This is a genomic window from Nocardia mikamii NBRC 108933, from assembly GCF_001613505.1.
Lineage (GTDB): Bacteria > Actinomycetota > Actinomycetes > Mycobacteriales > Mycobacteriaceae > Nocardia > Nocardia mikamii.
The window spans coordinates 67,568-84,182 of sequence record NZ_BDCM01000008.1 but is presented as its reverse complement, the minus strand read 5'-3'; the positions used below and the strand labels follow the sequence as shown (position 1 = coordinate 84,182).

The following is a 16,615-nucleotide window of genomic DNA, read 5'->3' as shown; positions in this document are numbered from 1 at the left end:
TGTCCCCCGACCGAATCTCGATGTCACAGGGAATGTCGGTTACGAGAGGCGCCGAAGCATTCCGTCGGCTGCCGACTGTTCGATGGCGGCGAGGAGCCGGTGGTGTCGCAGGGCGGTCTCGAAGCTGGGATGTGGTTGCCGGGCTTCGGTGATGGCTCGGGCGACCTCCTGGTACAGCGCGGCGACATTGGCCGGTGGGCCGGACCGCACTCCGGCCGGGACGGTGCGATAGGTGTCGGGGACAGCCAGGGTCTCGTCGCCGATCCGGATGTCCCAGTCGCCCCAGTGGATGAACGTCCCGGGCTGGGTCGGTGTGGCGGTCAACGTGGCGTCGCTGCCGACGAGCTCGAGGCGGAATCCGTACCGGGCGGGTCCGTTGCCGCCGTGCACGGCGACCGATGTGGTGGCGCCGCCGGCCAGCAGTCCGTGCAACAGCACGTGGCTGGGTGTGGCGTTGGGCACCGACTGCTGCGTCCCGGCGATGAGCACCCGGTCGTGCGTGCGCGGCAGCCGTGCGGAGACTTCGGTCAGTGGGCCCGCGACACATTCGAGTGTGGCCAGGAAGTGACCGGCCATGATGGTGAGGATGTCGGTGCCCTCCGAAGGGTCGAGGCCGAACACCAGGTTCGGCCGTATTCGACTGCCGCCCCAGGGGGCGCCTTCCGCCACCAGCGCGACCGATTCGAGCGTGCCGATCCGGTCGTCGGCCAGTAGGTCCGCGACGAAGCGGGCGTTCGGGGAATGGTGGCCCTGCAGGACGACCGCGTGAACCACGCCGGCAGCGGTGGCGGCCTCGGTCAGCTCGCCCGCTTCGTCGGCGTCGATGCCCAGCGGCCACTCGGACACGACGTGCTTACCAGCGGCGAGCGCTGCCTTGATCACGGCGGCGTGCCCGGATGCCTTCACCGAGACGACGACCACGTCGACCTCGGGCTGCGCGACGAGTTCGCCCGCGTCGGCGAAGGCGTGCCGTACGCCGTGAGCGGCGGCCGCCCGGTCCGCGCTGGCCTGATTCGTGGTCGCGACCGCGGTCACGTCGAACTCCTCGAGCGCTGCGAGCGCCGGCAGGTGTGAGTTACCCGCCCAACCGCTGGCTCCGACAACTCCGACTCGGATCATGAATTCCGCCCTCCAGTTCTATACCTTTCGGTAAGAAACTAGAGGGCGTGACATCCTCGCGCAATGGGTAATGTACCGATAGGTAAAAAAATTCGCAGACGACACCGGAGGACTCCATGCCCGGCGGACGCCCCCGCTCGTTCGACACAGACACCGCGCTCGACCGCGCAGTGGAGGCGTTCTGGCGCAACGGCTTCGAAGGCACCTCGTTGACCGACCTGACCACGGCGATGGGCATCAACAAGCCCAGCCTCTATGCCGCCTTCGGCAACAAGGAGGAACTGTTCGGCAAGGTGCTCGCCCGCTACCTCGACGGCCCGGGCGCCTACGCCGCCGCCGCACTGAACGCGCCGACCGGCCGCGAGGTCGTCGAGCGACTGATCCACGGAGCCGTCGACCTCACCGCAGGCGACAGCACGCCGCATGGTTGCCTGTGCGTCAAGACCGTTCAAGCCTGCGGACCCGACGCGCACGCCGCACACCAGGACGCCGTCACGGTACGCAAAGCCGGCGAGGCGGCCCTGCGCCGGCGGCTCGAGCAGGCCACCGACTTGCCCTCTCGCCACAATCCGGCGATCCTGGCCGCACTCGTCCACACCATCTCCGACGGCATCGCTGTGCAGGCCGCGGCCGGGCGCGGCCGCGACGAGTTGCGGCAGGTCGCCAACTCGGCGCTGCGTGCCCTCTTGGACGACGACACGTAGATCCACGGTGACGCGCTGGCCTTTCGCCGCGCAGACCATTACGCATCGCGGCTCGCTGCCGCCACGCGCGATCCACACTCGTGCCACGGTCGGCGACGACGCCTGCGAGCCGAGCGCGGAATCGCTGCTCGCTCATGCCGAATCGCACGAGGATCTTCTCGTCGGGCGGCCCGCCGTCGGCAGCCACAGTGCGGCGAAATAGATGATTGCCTGCTCTTCGTCGGTCATCGGTCACTCACGGGATTGACGGGCCCCGCAGCAGCACGGCGACGGGGCCGTCGGACTTTGCGGTACGCGTCGAAGTGTAATATTGTCCAGACAGGTGTCCACCTCCGTGGCACCCAGGATTTCAGCCACTTCCTCCGTACCGGAGGGGAAGAAGCGACACGCTATGGCGACAACACCGCACAGCTCGTTCGACGTCGCGAGTACCCGGACCCTGATCACGCCGGAAATCCGGCGTCGCATTCGCGCGGCGACCGGCTCCGACGTCGATCCTGAGCGCCTGAAGGCACTGGAGGCCGTCTATCTGGGGACGGTGCTGACCGCGAGCATGGGCTACTCACTACACAGCGGCACCTGCTCGGTCCACCACGTCGCGACACGGATCATCTATCGATGACGTCCGCCCGGTGAGCTCCAGACGGGGATCGCGTCCGGAGCTCAACGGTGATCAGCGATCCGGTTCCGGATCACCCAGCCGCGCGCGGATCGCACCCCACGGGTCGGCGACTGTCCGCGAGCCGTCACGGTACGGCGACAACCGGCCGAGATACCAGCGCACCACCGGACCGAACGGGCGGGCGACGAACCGCAATTTTCCAGTCCTGGAACGGATTTCGGCGAGCATCTCCGGGAAGGAGTAATGCTGGAAGCGCAGCGCTTCCTGCGAGCGCCCGGTATCCATCCAGTCGGTGGCGAACCAGTCCGCATCGCTGTCCGGATCCCCGTCCAGTCCGCGCGGGATGGCCCCCGGCAACCCGGAGGCGGCGGCGATCGAAGCACCGATATCGCTCTGGCGCAGCCGATGTGACGCATCACCGCCGATGAGGAAGACCTCGCGCGCGGACGGGGTGGCGGTCGCGGCCGTGAACGCGGCGGCCACATCGCGCACGTCGACCGTATTGATCCGCCCGTCGGCCGGCAGCGCCGCCTCGAAGGCGAGCATGTCCGCGTCCAGGCCGAGCATCGGCTCGACGGTGAGTACGCCACCGAGCCGCAGGATCACCCACTCCAGCCGTGACGCCCGCACCAGCTGTTCGGCCTCCGCCTTGTGCGCGCCGTACAGATCCGTCGGCCGCACCGGGGTGTCCGGCGTGAGCAGTCCGCCGGACCGATGCGGATTGCGGGCGCCGTAGACCGCGATACTCGACGCGAGTGCGAACCTCGGCGGCGTGGTGAGCTCGGCCGCGGCGTCGAGCAGTGTGGCGGTGGCCCCCACGTTGACGGCGCGGGCGAGGCCGCGGCGCTGGTAACAGACCGGCGGGATGATCGCGGCGAGATGGACGATCGCGCTCGGGCGCACCGATCGCAGCAGCTCGCGAACCTGCTGTGGCACGGTCAGATCCGCCCACCGCACCTCCACGCCGGCACCGGTGAACTCCCGCGCGGTGCGGCGGTTGGCCGGGATGTCGAGGTCGGTGGCGACCACGCGGGTCCCGCGTGCGGCGAGGGTGCGCACCAGCGCGGTGCCGACCAGACCGAACGCACCGGTGACGAGTATCGGCCCCGAAGTCATTCGGCCACAACGCTTCCGGCGATCAGCGGCAGGTCGAGGGCGGTGCGGATTCCGGCGGGGGCGCCGACCACCGCGGGAATGGCGTTGACGACCCGGCCCGCGGCGGCCACGATCGCCGCGTGGTTGTGGTCGCCGTGGCGGCTGGTAGGACAGATGTCGACGGTATAGGAGGGTTCGCCGACGATCTCGACCCGATAGGACCCGCCGGGCTGGGCCGGCTGCGGCCAATCGGGGCGCAGGTCACCCCGCAGCCGGGTGGTGTGTTCGATGACGATGACCGGGCGGCCCTTCACCATCCCGCGGATCTCGAAACGCAGTGCCGCGACCGACCCTTCGGGCACATGCCCGGCCGCGATGTCGAAGCTTTCCGGTGCCGGTTCCCGGTCGTAGGATTCGGTGATCTCGTCGACGGTGATGCCCAGGCCGGCCTCGAGTTGCCGGATCGTCGTTCCCCAGGCCATGCCCAGCACACCGGGCTGCAGCAGCATCGGCACCTCGTCGAGGGGTTTGCCGAATCCCATCACGTCGAACATGACCGTCGCGCCGTCGTAGGTGGCGTAGTCGGCGATCTCCGAACACCGCACCTGTTCGATGTCGCGGCAGGTGCCGGCGAAGGCGAGCGGGATCAGATCGTTGGCGAATCCGGGATCGATCCCGGTGATGAAGACGCTCGCATCACCCTCGCGCGCTGCGGCCTCGATGGCGGCGAAGAACTTGTCCGGCAACACCTTCCACGGATATTGCAGGAGTCCGGGGGCGGTTCCGACGATATCGACGCCGGCGGCCAGGATGCGGCGGCAGTCCTCCAGCGCTTCCAGCAGCCGGGTATCGCCCATCGCGCAGTAGACCGCGCAGTCCGGGCGCAGGGCGAGCACCTCGGCCAGGTCGCCGGTCGCGCGGATACCGGTGGTGACATCCAGGCCGGCCAGTTCGCCGGCGTCCTTGCCGGCCTTCTCCGTCGTCGAGACGCACACGCCGACCAGTTCGAAGCGCGGATCCTCGATCAGACCGGCCAGTGCGAGCCGGCCGACATTGCCGGTGCCGATGTGCACGACGCGGATGGGCATTCGTTTCTCCTCGGGTCGCTGCGGCAGCGCATGCGATCGGCGTCGCGGCCATCCGGCGGGTGATCACACGAACCGCAGTCGGACAAGTGTCTGGACACTACTACGATCTCTCCGCGACCGACAACAGATCACCCGCGCGAACAGCGGTCGGACCTCTGGAACAGTGTCTAGAACATGTTCCAGTTTGCATGGTAGCGTCACCGGCATGGGACGTGTAGACGGCAAAATTGCACTCATCAGCGGGGGCTCGCGAGGTATGGGTGCGGCCCATGCGCGGCTGCTCGTCGCCGAAGGCGCCAAGGTCGTGATCGGTGACATTCTCGACGACGAAGGCGCGGCTCTGGCCGGCGAACTCGGCGACGCCGCGCGTTTCGTGCACCTCGACGTGACCACGCCCGAGGACTGGGCGGCGGCGGTGTCCACGGCGGTCGGCGAATTCGGCAAACTCGACGTGCTGGTCAACAACGCGGGCATCGTCAACGGCAATTCGCTGCGCAAGTTCGAACTCGAACAGTGGCGCCGCATCCTCGACGTGAACCTGACGGGGACGTTTCTCGGCATGCAGGCCGCGGTCGATCCGATGATCGCCGCCGGCGGCGGATCCATCGTCAACGTCTCCTCCATCGAGGGACTGCGGGGTGCGCCGTGGGCCCACGGCTACGTCGCCTCCAAATGGGGCGTGCGGGGGCTGGCGAAGTCGGCCGCACTGGAGTTGGCGCAGCACAACATTCGCGTGAATTCACTGCATCCCGGGCTGATCCGCACACCCATGACCGCCGCCATTCCCGACGATCTGGTGACGATTCCACTGGGCCGTCCGGCTCAGCCCGAAGAGGTGGCGACCTTCGTGCTGTTCCTGGCGAGCGACGAATCCTCGTACGCGACGGGCTCGGAGTTCGTCGTGGACGGCGGCCTGGTGACCGCGGTACCGCACAAGACCTCCTGACCCCGGACGACTTCCCCTCCAGGAGCACAGACATGCACGAAACAGAAACCAGCACAACCGATCCCGCGACCCTGCTGCGGCTGCCGACCCACAACGGACACGCTCTGCTCGCCGGGCTGCGACGTCATCGGCGCGAGCCGGTGATGACCCTCGGCGACACCGTGCTCACCGGCGCCGACGTCATCGACGCCATCAGCCGCTACATCGCGGCGTTCGCCGCCCACGAGGTCGGACTCGGCACCCCGAGCGCACTGCTCGCCCTCAATCGCCCCGAGGTGCTGTTCATCCTCGGCGCCGGCCAGATCGCCGGACATCGGCGCACCGCACTGCATCCGATGGGCGGCCTCGACGACCACGTGCACGTGCTGACCGACGCCGCCATCACGAATCTCGTCATCGATCCGCAGCCGGCGTTCGTGCGGCGGGCGCGCGAGCTGGCCGACCGGGTGCCCGAACTGAAGCGGGTCCTGGTCCTCGGCCCGGTCCCGGAGGAATTGGCCGACATCGGCGTCGACTTGATCTCGGCCGCAGCGGAATTCACTCCGGAACCGATCGAAGCGGTCGACATCCCACCGGATTTCGTCGTCTCGATCAGCTACACCGGCGGCACCACCGGAAAGCCCAAGGGCGTCATCGGCACCGCCGGCACCATGGCGACCATGACCCAGATCCAGCTCTCGGAATGGGAATGGCCGCAGCGCCCGCGCTTCCTGATCTGCACGCCGCTGTCGCATGCGGGCGCCGCGTTCTTCCTGCCGGTGGTGTTGCAGGGCGGGCAATGCGTGGTCCTACCCCGATTCGACGCCGGTGAGGTGCTGCGCGCCATCGAGGAACACCGCATCTCCGCGACGATGCTGGTGCCGTCGATGCTGTACGCGCTGCTCGACCATCCCGATATCGACTCGCGGGATCTGTCGTCGCTGGAAACGATCTACTACGGCGCCTCCTCGATCGATCCGGGACGCCTGACGCAGGCCATCGCCCGGTTCGGCCCCATCTTCGCCCAGTACTACGGCCAGTCCGAGGCGCCGATGGTGATCAGCTATCTGGCCAAGGACGAGCACGACGAGGCGCGGCTGACCTCGTGCGGCCGGCCGTCGGCGGCGCTGCGCACCGGGCTGATCGGCACGGACGGACAGCGGGTGGCGCCGGGCGAGGTCGGCGAGATCTGCGTCTCCGGGCCCCTGCTGGCCGGCGGCTACCTGAACCTGCCGGAGGTCACCGCGGAGACCTTCCGCGACGGCTGGCTGCACACCGGCGATCTCGCGCGCGAGGACCCCGACGGCTTCTGGCATATCGTCGGACGCAGCAAGGACATGATCGTCACCGGTGGCTTCAACGTCTTTCCCCGGGAAGTGGAGGATGTCATCGCCGCCGACGCCCGCGTCCAGGGCGTTGCCGTCGTCGGCGTCGCCGATCCCCGCTGGGGCGAAGCAGTGACCGCCGCGGTCGTCTTCGATCCGGCCACGGCCGCCGATCCCGACGCGGTGGCCGCGGCGATCGATGACATCCAGCAGGATGTCAAGCGCCGCAAGGGTTCGGTCCAAGCTCCGAAACACGTCATCGTGGTCGACGCGCTGCCGTTGACGGGACTCGGCAAGGTCGACAAGAAAGCCGTTCAGGTCCTCGTCACCGCCGAACTCGATCGGTAGGTAGTCACCCGGCCTTACGAGCGGTCCCCGCGCCCCGGCTCCCCCACCACATCGGCGAGATATCTTGCGCCGGTGATGATCTCGGTCGCCTCCGCCATCTCCAGCCGGAATTCGTGGTCGGCGGCCGGCGCGGGGCCCTCGTGATGGCTGATACCCCCCGCGCCGATGACGTAGTGCAATGCCGTGTCGCCGATGTACACGGTCACCGTGCCCGCGGGCACGACGTCGGCGATCGCGCGTCCCAGCGGCAGCGCGAACCAGTGCGCGCGCACCGCGTCGGTGGCGCGACGCTCCCCCAGCAGCGGCGCCCCCCATTCCGAGAGCGCTTGCAGCACAGGCCGAAGCGCCGCACCGGCGGATGTGAGCTCGTAGACGGCAGCCGCCGAGCGCGACCCCACCCTGCGGTGGGTGAGGATGCCGTCGCGTTCCAGATCCTTCAGCCGGGCCGCCAGGATATCGGTGCTGATGCCCGGAAGGTCGGCGAACAGATCGCTGTATCGCCGTGGCCCCGAGCACAATTCGCGAACCACCAGCAGATTCCAGCGGTCGCCGACGACTTCGAGCGCGCGGCTGACCGGACAGTAGTGGTCATAGGTTCGGCGTGGCACATCCCCACCCTATCCCACCGCTTGGAAATTCCAAGCGCAAACTTGGAATAACCAAGTACAGTAGGCGGCCTACACGCCGGAAGGGGATGTTCATGCAGGTCAACCAGTCCAGCAAACTCATGGGGGTCTCGTACGAGATCCGCGGCCCGGTCGCCGAACAGGCCGCGCGACTGGAAGCCGAGGGCCATCACGTCGTCAAACTCAACACCGGCAATCCACTGCCGTTCGGCTTCGAGGCGCCCGCGGAGATCCTGCAGGACATCGTGCGGACGTTGCCGGTCTCGAGTGGCTACTCGTCCTCGAAGGGCCTGTTGCCGGCGCGGCGCGCGGTGGTCCAGTACTACCAGACCCTCGGGGTCACCGACATCGACGTCGAGGACGTCTTTCTCGGCAACGGCGTCTCCGAACTGATCATGATGGCGCTCACCACGCTCCTGGAGACCGGTGACGAAGTTCTCGTTCCCGCACCGGATTTCCCGCTCTGGACGGCGGCGACGACCCTCAACGGCGGCCGGGCGGTGCACTACATCTGCGACGAGGGTGCCGACTGGTATCCGGACCCGGCCGATATCGCCGCCAAGATCACCGACCGCACCCGTGCCCTGGTGCTCATCAATCCGAACAACCCCACCGGCGCCGTCTACCCGCCCGAGGTACTGCGGCCGATCCTCGACATCGCTCGCCGTCACAACCTGGTCGTCTTCGCCGACGAGATCTACGACAAGATCTATTACGACGGACTCACCCACACCTCGATCGCCGCGCTGGCGCCCGACCTGCTGTGCCTGACCTTCTCGGGGCTGTCCAAGTCCTATCGCTGCGCGGGGCTGCGCTCCGGCTGGCTGGTCGTTTCCGGCCCCACCGGCCACGCGGAGAACTACCTCGAGGGTCTCACCATGCTCGCGGGACTTCGGCTGTGCGCGAATGTTCCTGGGCAGCAAGCGATTCAGGCCGCACTGGGCGGGCATCAGAGCATCTACGACCTGACGCTGCCGGGCGGGCGCCTGCGCGAACAGCGCGACCGGGCGTGGGAGGCGCTCACCGCGATCCCGGGCATCAGCTGCGTGAAACCCAAGGGCGCCCTGTACGCGTTCCCGCGCATCGACCCGCGGGTCTACGCCATTCACGACGACGAACAATTCGTACTGGACCTTCTCCTGCAGGAAAAGCTGCACATCGTGCAGGGCACCGGGTTCAACTGGCCGACCCCCGACCATTTCCGGATCACGACCCTGCCGCACGCCGACGAACTGGAAGCCATCATCGAGCGTATCGGCCGCTTCCTGTCCACCTATCGGCAATAGTCGCGATCGCTGGAAAGCAATCGCCATGAGCGTCATTCTCGGGCTCGTCATCCTCATCGCCGCGGTGGTCGCCGGCGCCGTCGGCCCGACGGTGGGCCGCCTCTTTCGCCACTAACCCACCTCCGGCCCCTTCCGCCCGGTACCATTCATGGGCGCACAGGGTGTGACCAGCCCGTATCCGGATGCCGTTCGCGAACCGGACGAGTGGCCGTCGCACGGCAGTCCCTATCGACTCTCGGCGGTTCGTGCGAGCAGCGGTTCGTGCGAGCTCGAGAGTATTCAGCAGGTATCGAGGCCGCGCCCGACGACCACGGATGAACATGTGCGGGGCGGCCCCGGATCGGATCGACGGCGATCCGATGACTCTCCCGTCCGGAGGTGGATGGTGGCCGAGAAATTCGAAGGACATATCGCGCTCGATATCCGTGATTCCGTCGCCGACTGGAAGCCGTTCGCGGAACCGACCGCACCGCGCGGCGCACCCAATGTGCTGTATCTGGTGTGGGACGACATCGGAATCGCCACGTGGGACTGCTACGGCGGGCTGGTCGAGATGCCGAATATGAAGCGGATCGCCGACCGCGGAATTCAATTCACCCAGTTCCACACGACCGCGCTGTGTTCCCCGACTCGTGCATCACTGCTCACCGGGCGGAATCCGACGTCCGTCGGGATGGCGACCATCGAGGAGTTCACCGACGGCTTCCCGAGTATGAGCGGCCGGATTCCCGACGACACCGCCCTGTGTTCGGAGGTACTCACCGAGCGCGGATGGAATACCTACGCCGTCGGCAAATGGCATATGACGCCGCTGGAGGAGAACAATCTGGCGGCGTCGAAGCGCCATTGGCCGCTGGGGCGCGGATTCGAACGGTTCTACGGATTCCTCGGCGGCGAAGCCGACCAGTGGTATCCCAACCTGGTCTACGACAACCACCCGATCACACCGCCGTACTCGCCGGAGGACGGATATCACCTGTCGAAAGACTTGGCGGACAAGTCGATCGAGTTCATCCGCGACGCGAAGGTCATCGCCCCGGACAAACCGTGGTTCATGTACCTGTGCCCGGGATGCGGTCACGCGCCGCATCATGTCCCGCGCGAATGGGCGGACAAGTATCGCGGCCGATTCGATATGGGATATGAGAAGTACCGCGAGATCGTGCTGGAGAACCAGAAACGCATGGGACTGATCCCCGAGGACACCGAACTGTCGCCGATGAACCCCTACGCGCAGGCCACCGGAAGCAACGGTGAACCCTGGCCGCTGCAGGACACGGTGCGACCGTGGGATTCGCTGTCCGAGGACGAGAAACGACTGTTCCGCCGCCAGGCGGAGGTATTCGCCGGTTTCCTGTCCTACACCGATGCGCAGATCGGCCGGCTCCTCGATTATCTGGAGGAGAGCGGGCAACTGGACAACACGATCATCGTCACCTTCTCCGACAACGGCGCCAGTGGTGAGGGCGGTCCGAACGGATCGGCCAACGAGATGAAATTCTTCAACGGCTACATCGATACGATCGAGGACAGCCTGGCGAAACTCGACGAGCTGGGATCGCCGACCACCTACAACCACTACAGCATCGGGTGGGCGATGGCGTTCAACACCCCGTACAAGCTGTACAAACGCTACGCATCGCACGAGGGCGGTATCGCCGACGCCTGTCTGCTCTCGTGGCCGGCCGGGATCGCCGCCCGTGGCGAACTGCGCCACCAGTACCTCAACGTCTGCGATATCACCCCGACGATCTACGACCTGCTCGGCATCACGCCTCCGGAGACGGTGAAGAACGTGGCGCAGCGCCCGCTGGAAGGAGTCAGCTTCCGGGCGCTGCTCGACGACCCGGACGCCGACCCCGGCAAGCACACGCAGTTCTATTCGATGCTGGGCACCCGCGGCATCTGGCACCGGGGATGGTTCGCCGACACCGTGCACGCGGCGTGTCCGTCGGGCTGGGGACATTTCGACAGCGACCGGTGGGAACTGTTCCGCATCGAGGAAGACCGCAGCCAGATGCACGACCTGGCCGGCGATCGTCCCGAGAAGCTCGAGGAGTTGAAGGCGCTGTGGTTCGCCGAGGCCGAGAAGTACAACGGCCTGCCGCTCTACGACCTCGACATCGTCTCGGTGATGCTGCGCGACCGGCCGACGTATGCCAAGACCCGCGACACCGCCGTCTACTATCCCGGCATCGCCGAGGTGGGCCCGGGCGCCGCACTGGAGATTCGCGGCCGGTCCTTCGCGCTGCTCGCCGAGACGACGATCACGAGTACCGACGCCGAGGGCGTGCTGTTCGCCCACGGCGGGCGACTCGGCGGGCACACGCTGTTCCTGCAGGACGGCCATCTGTACTACGTCTACAACTTCCTCGGCGAAGAGGAACAGGTGATGGTCTCCGACCGCCCGGTACCGCTGGGCGACCACATCCTGGGCATGCGCTACGAACGGAAGGGAACGCGGCCGGACAAGTTCACCCCGACCGGAGAGGCGGTCCTCTACATCGACGAGAATCCGGTGGGTTCGCTCGATGATATGCGGATCCAGCCGACCGTGTTCTCCGGCGTCGGCGAGGGGGTGCGGGTCGGTCGTGACGGCGGCCAGTCGGTATCCCCGCGCTACCACGCGCCGTTCCCGTTCACCGGCGGAATCATGCACCAGGTCGTCGAGGATGTCAGTGGTAAACCGTATATCGACCTCGAAATGGCCGCCGCCGCAGCCTTTTCGCGGGACTGACGAGCGCCGCCGCGGCAATCCCCGCGCGCACGATAGCTGCACCAGTGCCCACGGGATCGCCGCGGCACCACTATCCTCGAACCATGTGTTCTCCCAGTGCCACGCTGACGGTATGGGCGGGCTCGTGGCTGGCGGGCCGCAGCGCGCCCGACGACGTGCTGGACGCGTTGCGCGCCTGGTCTCCGCAGCACAGTGTCGCCGCCGGTGACCCGCTGACCGGCGGACGGACCGGACTGCCGTGGCCGTCGGCCGAGCCGCTGGAGGCCGGCACCGGAATCATGGTCCTGCTCAAGGTCATTCGCGAGGCGATGACCGAGCCGGGTGCGCAGATGCGGCTGGTGCTACCGGTGCCGGGCGATGCGCGCGGATTGCCGGTGGGCACCGAATTCGCCACGGCGGCAATGGATGCCGAGGAGGGCGTGATCGCCGGCGTACCCGGCGGCGAGGGCGTGGCGCTGGTACCGCAGTGGACCGACGAGGAATCGCTGCAGTGGACCGTATTCCACACCCCGGTTCCGGTGCCGGCACCGGATATGGCGCTCGGCGAGGCCGAATACGCGATGCGGGAGGCGGTGCGCGAGGCCGCGGAGGCGCTGATGCGGTTGCACACCACGGCGGTCGGCGGTGACGACGATCCGCGCGAGTTGATCGAGGCCGAATTGGCCGCCTGCTCGCGCCACATCTATCCCGACTCGGCGCCGCTGCGTGCCCGCCGCATCCTCGATTCGGCCGACCACGTGGCGGCGATCCTGACCGTGGCCCAGCAGACCGCCCCCTCCTCTCCCAGTTCGGCCAGCGCCGTGCAGGCCCAGGAGACGCTGCTGCGACCGCTGTGGAACGCCCTGCGTGCCGCCCGCCTGTCCGCGGTGAACGCGGCTGCCGGCCCGCGTTAGGTCGCGGCCTCGCCCGTACGCGGCTCGGGCAGGTTCAGTTCGTAGTCGTTGTAGCGCCCGCAGACTCGCATGCCGATCCGGGCCAGCGCCGCGCGCAGTGCCTCGTCGTCGAATTCGAACACCCGCAGCATGGTGATGTCCGGCATCACGGCGCGTAGTTCGGCCACGACCGCACCGAAGGCGGCGGTCAGCAGGTCGGCGTCGGCCTCGCGGTGGGCGAAACCCTCCTCGGCGCTGATGTAGGCCTCGGCGCCGCCGGCGAAGGTGGTGATCGTGGTGATCGGTTCGGTCGCCGACCGGGCCGAGAGCACGGTGGTGAGCAGCACCCGCCCCGGCGGGTCGGCCGATTCGGCGAGGGTGTGCACCAGCCGTTGCAGCGGCGCGCTGGTGTCCGAAGCGGGCGGCCGGGTGAGATCCAGCTCCCACAGTCGCGCGTATTCGTCGACCCGCCGCGCGCCCAGTTCGACCGCGGCCCGGCCGGACGGCCCGATATCGGTGCCCTGCCAGCGCAGCACCCGGTATCCGGCGGCGGTGGCCCGGCGCACGGCCTCGGCGGTCAGCCGGCAGACCATCTCGGTTTCCGCCGCCTGCGGTTCGGATTCGTCGGCGCGGCCCAGATGCAGCGAATGCACGAGGCGCTGCGCGGACACCGCCTGCACCCACGCCTCACCCAGGCCGGCATCGCGCAATTCCGCCCAGCCCAGCAGCTCACCGCCGCCCCGGGCCGCGATCACGCCCAGCAGATCGGCGGTGCCTTCGGCGACGGACATATCTTCGAGGAGGGGCAACCCGGTGCGGCCCGCCAGTTCGGCGGCCAGCCGCAAACCCGTTCCCGGATGCTGGTCCCACTCCAGCGCGATGTCCACCTCCGCACAATAGCGGTGAATTAGCTGATCGCAGGTCAGTTACCCCGCGAAACATCGGCGACCGGCCGACGGGATCAATGCTTGCGCACCACCGTCTCGCCCTCGGCCGGTTTCCAGATCACCACGTCCATATGCCCGCCGCCCACCTCGACTGCGGAGGCGCCGGTGATATCGGCGGCGAAGAACGGATCCAGGCGCTGTCCGCGCAGATCGAAACCCGTATCGGCGTACAGCGATTCGGCCCAGCGCCGCTGCAACTCGACGTCCGGCATCTCGCGCACCACGCCCCACAGTTTGGCGTCGCCGTCACCGACCTGCGGGTCGACCGTGGCGGTGTGCAGACAGAATCGCGGGTCGCGGCGCAGGTCCGCGAATTTTCGGGTGCCCGGCATGCCCACCAGCCACAACTGCTCCTCGAACAGGCGTGGTTCCAGCGGGCTGATCCGTGGGTAACCGTCGCGACGAGTCGTCGCCAGCAGGCACAGACTGCCGGCCGCCGCATGGCGGCGCAGGAAGATTCCCGCGATGCGCGGGGCGGCGTCGGCGAATTCGCTCCACCTCGTCATAGTCGTACGGTAGAACTTTCGGCGGGCAGGTCATACAGCATCGAGGTGGTCATGAAGATTTCCCCGCGCCGGGCGGCGGGCGCCGTCGCCGCCGCGCTCGCCTGCGCCCTGGTGCCGCCGACCGCGGCGCAGGCCGTGGTCGGCGGTGTCCCCATCAGTGCCGCCGACTATCCGTGGCTCGCGGCCATCGGCACACCCGCCTACGCGACGAGGCCCGGCGGTCAGTTCTGCGCCGGTGCCCTGATCGCCCCGGACCGGGTGCTCACCGCCGCGCACTGCGGCGCCCTGGCCCGCATGCTGCCGGGAACGACGGTGACCTTCGGCCGCACCGATGTCGCCGGGCACGGCGGGGTCACCGTCGGCATCGCCGATGTCCGGATCGACCCCGGTTTCCGGGTGTCGGTGTTCGGCACGGATCTGAGCTATCACCACAATGTCGCCGTCCTGGTGCTCAGTGCACCGGTCGCCCTGCCGACCGTGGCCGTGGCGGCGCCACAGGGAGATACGGCGAGGGTGGTCGGCTGGGGCGCCACCTCCGAGGACGACCAATCCAACAGCGTGCTGCGGGCGGCGACGGTGCCGCTCGTGCCCGATGCCGCGTGCGCGGTCGCCTACGGCGCCGAATTCGATCCGGTCGAAGCGCTGTGCGCGGGCTCCCCCGCCGCCGACACCGGTGAATTCGACAGCGGCGGACCACTGTTGGTCGACGGCAAGGTCGCCGGCGTCACCTCGTGGGGCAAGGGTGCGGCCGAACCCGGATTCCCCGGTGTGTACGCGCGAGTGCCGGCACTCGACTTCTGATCACCGCGCGCGGACCGGCTGGGCGGCCGCGACCGGACGGAACGCATCCGGATCGGCGGCCTCCCAATCGGCGCGCCAGCTCGCCGGCGGATGGACGAGCAACTCGCCGGGCGCCAGCCATTCGTAGAGTTCGGCGTACGACCGGATCTCGTTGGCCGCCACCTTCTTCCGCAGCATGTGGGTATCGAGTTCGGCGGGGTCGTGCACGCCCATCGAGGCCATCATCTGCATCGCCTGGCGCACCGTGGCCTCCTGATACCGCTGCACCCGCTCGGCCTTGTCTGCGACGTCGAGGGCGCGGGCACGCCGCGGATCCTGGGTCGCGACGCCGACCGGGCACTGATTGGTGTGACAACGCTGGGACTGGATGCATCCGACCGCCATCATCATCGCCCGGGCGGCATTGGTGAAGTCCGCGCCCTGCACCAATCGCTTGACGATATCCGTGCCGGTCGCCACCTTTCCGCTGGCTCCCAACCGAATCCGGTCCCGCAGGCCGGTTCCGACGAGTGCGTTGTGCACCGTCATCAGCCCGTCGGTCAGCGGGAGGCCGACGTGGTCCTCATATTCCAGCGGTGCGGCCGCCGTACCGCCCTCGGCGCCGTCGACGATGATGAAATCGGGTGCGGTCCCCTCGGCGATCATCGCTTTGCAGATCGCGAGGACATCCGTGCGGGACCCGACGCACAGTTTGAACCCGATGGGCTTGCCGCCGGACAACTCGCGCAGGCGGACGAGAAAGCGAATCAATTCGCGCGGGGTGTGAAATTCCGAATGCGACGGCGGGCTGACGCATTTCTCGTGTGCGGGCACCCCGCGATAGCGGGCGATCTCCTCGCTCACCTTCGCGGCCGGCAGGACCCCGCCGAGTCCGGGTTTGGCGCCCTGACTCAATTTCACGGAGATCGCCTTCACCTGGTCGTAGCCGGCCTTCTCGGCGAACTGGTCCGGATCGAAGTGGCCGTCGCGGGTGCGGGTACCGAAGTAGGCCGAACCGATCTCCCACACCAGATCCGCGCCACCCTCCACATGGAACGGCGTCAGCCCGCCCTCACCGGTGTCGTGCGCGAAACCGCCGCGGGCGGCGCCGATGTTCAACGCGCGCAGCGCATTTCCCGACAATGCGCCGAAACTCATCGCCGAGATGTTCAGCAGCGACATGGCGTAGGGCTGCCGGCAGTCCGGTCCGCCGACCAGCACGCGCGGCGGCTGCTCGGGCTCCGGGAGCGCGGCCACCGAATGGACGAGGAATTCGTAGCCGACCGCCTCGATATCGCGCTCGGTTCCGTACGACAGTTCGCCGTGAATTCCCTTGGCGCGCTCGTAGATCATCGTCCGCACGTCGCGGTCGAAGGGGCGGCCGTCGAAATTCCGCTCGATGAAATACTGCTGCAGTTCGGGCCGGATACTTTCCAGCAGATAGCGCATATGCCCCAGCAAGGGATAGTTGCGCAGGATCGAATGCCGGCGCTGCGCCAAATCGTAGGCGCCGACGAGAACGAGCAATCCCGCGGCGACGGCGAGTATCCACCAGGCCCACGAACCGATCGCCGCGATCACGCCCAGGACGACCACCGCCACCGTGAGCAGACCGAAGAGGAAGAACCGCGTCAT

Annotated in this window: 16 protein-coding genes; 9 read left to right on the top strand and 7 right to left on the bottom strand. The window is 67.9% G+C overall.

Features of this window, described 5'->3' with window-relative positions; translation table 11 throughout:
• Positions 1 to 39: 39 nt before the first annotated feature.
• Positions 40 to 1,119 (bottom strand): Gfo/Idh/MocA family protein, encoded by a 1,080-nt coding sequence (locus NMI01S_RS10945; protein ID WP_084512851.1) that lies wholly within the window; start codon positions 1,117 to 1,119, stop codon positions 40 to 42.
• A gap of 116 nt (positions 1,120 to 1,235) precedes the next feature.
• Between NMI01S_RS10945 and NMI01S_RS10940 the strand changes: the two genes are divergently transcribed.
• The 3 genes from NMI01S_RS10940 to NMI01S_RS10930 all read left to right on the top strand — a co-directional run bounded on the left by NMI01S_RS10940 (position 1,236) and on the right by NMI01S_RS10930 (position 2,445).
• A complete protein-coding gene (locus tag NMI01S_RS10940) occupies positions 1,236 to 1,823 on the top strand; it encodes a TetR/AcrR family transcriptional regulator (RefSeq protein WP_062996210.1) in 588 nt (195 codons plus the stop codon).
• Positions 1,824 to 1,830: 7 nt separating this feature from the next.
• Positions 1,831 to 2,025 carry a hypothetical protein gene (locus tag NMI01S_RS10935; RefSeq protein ID WP_062996208.1) on the top strand — a complete coding sequence of 65 codons (195 nt, stop codon included), beginning with the start codon at positions 1,831 to 1,833 and terminating at the stop codon, positions 2,023 to 2,025.
• A gap of 189 nt (positions 2,026 to 2,214) precedes the next feature.
• The gene (locus tag NMI01S_RS10930) at positions 2,215 to 2,445 is read left to right on the top strand and encodes a hypothetical protein (RefSeq protein WP_062996206.1); all 231 of its coding nucleotides are present in this window, start codon (positions 2,215 to 2,217) and stop codon (positions 2,443 to 2,445) included.
• A gap of 51 nt (positions 2,446 to 2,496) precedes the next feature.
• On the opposite strand, the gene NMI01S_RS10925 is transcribed toward NMI01S_RS10930, so the two are convergent.
• Both NMI01S_RS10925 and NMI01S_RS10920 read right to left on the bottom strand, forming a co-directional pair.
• A complete protein-coding gene (locus tag NMI01S_RS10925) occupies positions 2,497 to 3,561 on the bottom strand; it encodes an NAD-dependent epimerase/dehydratase family protein (protein ID WP_062996204.1) in 1,065 nt (354 codons plus the stop codon).
• Positions 3,558 to 4,628 (bottom strand): NAD(P)H-dependent amine dehydrogenase family protein, encoded by a 1,071-nt coding sequence (locus tag NMI01S_RS10920; protein ID WP_062996202.1) that lies wholly within the window; start codon positions 4,626 to 4,628, stop codon positions 3,558 to 3,560. The genes NMI01S_RS10925 and NMI01S_RS10920 overlap by 4 nt, the downstream gene beginning before the upstream one ends.
• Positions 4,629 to 4,833: 205 nt before the next feature.
• Here NMI01S_RS10920 and NMI01S_RS10915 point away from each other — a divergent pair, with 205 nt between their 5' ends.
• Positions 4,834 to 5,574 (top strand): glucose 1-dehydrogenase, encoded by a 741-nt coding sequence (locus NMI01S_RS10915; RefSeq protein ID WP_062996200.1) that lies wholly within the window; start codon positions 4,834 to 4,836, stop codon positions 5,572 to 5,574.
• Between the two features lie 32 nt (positions 5,575 to 5,606).
• Positions 5,607 to 7,226, top strand: a complete 1,620-nt coding sequence (gene fadD8 / locus NMI01S_RS10910; protein ID WP_062996197.1) for a fatty-acid--CoA ligase FadD8 — start codon at positions 5,607 to 5,609, stop codon at positions 7,224 to 7,226.
• A gap of 14 nt (positions 7,227 to 7,240) precedes the next feature.
• Here the strand turns inward: fadD8 and NMI01S_RS10905 are convergent, their stop codons facing one another.
• Positions 7,241 to 7,834 (bottom strand): winged helix-turn-helix transcriptional regulator, encoded by a 594-nt coding sequence (locus NMI01S_RS10905; protein WP_062996195.1) that lies wholly within the window; start codon positions 7,832 to 7,834, stop codon positions 7,241 to 7,243.
• Between the two features lie 92 nt (positions 7,835 to 7,926).
• On the opposite strand from NMI01S_RS10905, the gene NMI01S_RS10900 reads away from it, so the two are divergent.
• From NMI01S_RS10900 to NMI01S_RS10890, 3 genes are all read left to right on the top strand, one after another.
• The gene (locus tag NMI01S_RS10900; RefSeq protein WP_062996425.1) at positions 7,927 to 9,138 is read left to right on the top strand and encodes a pyridoxal phosphate-dependent aminotransferase; all 1,212 of its coding nucleotides are present in this window, start codon (positions 7,927 to 7,929) and stop codon (positions 9,136 to 9,138) included.
• Between the two features lie 382 nt (positions 9,139 to 9,520).
• Entirely contained in the window at positions 9,521 to 11,875 is a 2,355-nt protein-coding gene (locus tag NMI01S_RS10895; protein ID WP_062996193.1) for an arylsulfatase, read from the top strand.
• Positions 11,876 to 11,958: 83 nt separating this feature from the next.
• Positions 11,959 to 12,768, top strand: a complete 810-nt coding sequence (locus tag NMI01S_RS10890) for an Rv1486c family protein (RefSeq protein ID WP_062996191.1) — start codon at positions 11,959 to 11,961, stop codon at positions 12,766 to 12,768.
• Here the strand turns inward: NMI01S_RS10890 and NMI01S_RS10885 are convergent.
• Complete coding sequence (locus tag NMI01S_RS10885) at positions 12,765 to 13,634, bottom strand: hypothetical protein (protein ID WP_062996189.1); 870 nt, start codon at positions 13,632 to 13,634, stop codon at positions 12,765 to 12,767. The genes NMI01S_RS10890 and NMI01S_RS10885 overlap by 4 nt on opposite strands.
• Before the next feature lie 74 nt (positions 13,635 to 13,708).
• Positions 13,709 to 14,200: a pyridoxamine 5'-phosphate oxidase family protein gene (locus tag NMI01S_RS10880; RefSeq protein ID WP_062996188.1), complete on the bottom strand. Its 492-nt coding sequence runs from the start codon at positions 14,198 to 14,200 to the stop codon at positions 13,709 to 13,711.
• 51 nt (positions 14,201 to 14,251) lie between these two features.
• Here NMI01S_RS10880 and NMI01S_RS10875 point away from each other — a divergent pair, with 51 nt between their 5' ends.
• A complete protein-coding gene (locus NMI01S_RS10875) occupies positions 14,252 to 15,001 on the top strand; it encodes a S1 family peptidase (RefSeq protein ID WP_062996423.1) in 750 nt (249 codons plus the stop codon).
• Here the strand turns inward: NMI01S_RS10875 and NMI01S_RS10870 are convergent, their stop codons facing one another.
• Positions 15,002 to 16,615, bottom strand: coding sequence for an FMN-binding glutamate synthase family protein (locus NMI01S_RS10870; protein WP_062996186.1), 1,614 nt, complete (start codon positions 16,613 to 16,615; stop codon positions 15,002 to 15,004).

What these genes read in the sequence shown, in the direction of transcription:
- fadD8 (WP_062996197.1), top strand. Translation starts at nt 5,607, where the DNA reads ATGCACGAAACAGAAACCAGCACAACCGATCCCGCGACCCTGCTGCGG.
- NMI01S_RS10870 (WP_062996186.1), bottom strand. Translation starts at nt 16,615, where the DNA reads ATGACGCGGTTCTTCCTCTTCGGTCTGCTCACGGTGGCGGTGGTCGTC.
- NMI01S_RS10945 (WP_084512851.1), bottom strand. Translation starts at nt 1,119, where the DNA reads ATGATCCGAGTCGGAGTTGTCGGAGCCAGCGGTTGGGCGGGTAACTCA.
- NMI01S_RS10920 (WP_062996202.1), bottom strand. Translation starts at nt 4,628, where the DNA reads ATGCCCATCCGCGTCGTGCACATCGGCACCGGCAATGTCGGCCGGCTC.
- NMI01S_RS10875 (WP_062996423.1), top strand. Translation starts at nt 14,252, where the DNA reads ATGAAGATTTCCCCGCGCCGGGCGGCGGGCGCCGTCGCCGCCGCGCTC.
- NMI01S_RS10940 (WP_062996210.1), top strand. Translation starts at nt 1,236, where the DNA reads ATGCCCGGCGGACGCCCCCGCTCGTTCGACACAGACACCGCGCTCGAC.
- NMI01S_RS10925 (WP_062996204.1), bottom strand. Translation starts at nt 3,561, where the DNA reads ATGACTTCGGGGCCGATACTCGTCACCGGTGCGTTCGGTCTGGTCGGC.
- NMI01S_RS10915 (WP_062996200.1), top strand. Translation starts at nt 4,834, where the DNA reads ATGGGACGTGTAGACGGCAAAATTGCACTCATCAGCGGGGGCTCGCGA.
- NMI01S_RS10900 (WP_062996425.1), top strand. Translation starts at nt 7,927, where the DNA reads ATGCAGGTCAACCAGTCCAGCAAACTCATGGGGGTCTCGTACGAGATC.
- NMI01S_RS10880 (WP_062996188.1), bottom strand. Translation starts at nt 14,200, where the DNA reads ATGACGAGGTGGAGCGAATTCGCCGACGCCGCCCCGCGCATCGCGGGA.
- NMI01S_RS10890 (WP_062996191.1), top strand. Translation starts at nt 11,959, where the DNA reads ATGTGTTCTCCCAGTGCCACGCTGACGGTATGGGCGGGCTCGTGGCTG.
- NMI01S_RS10930 (WP_062996206.1), top strand. Translation starts at nt 2,215, where the DNA reads ATGGCGACAACACCGCACAGCTCGTTCGACGTCGCGAGTACCCGGACC.
- NMI01S_RS10895 (WP_062996193.1), top strand. Translation starts at nt 9,521, where the DNA reads ATGGTGGCCGAGAAATTCGAAGGACATATCGCGCTCGATATCCGTGAT.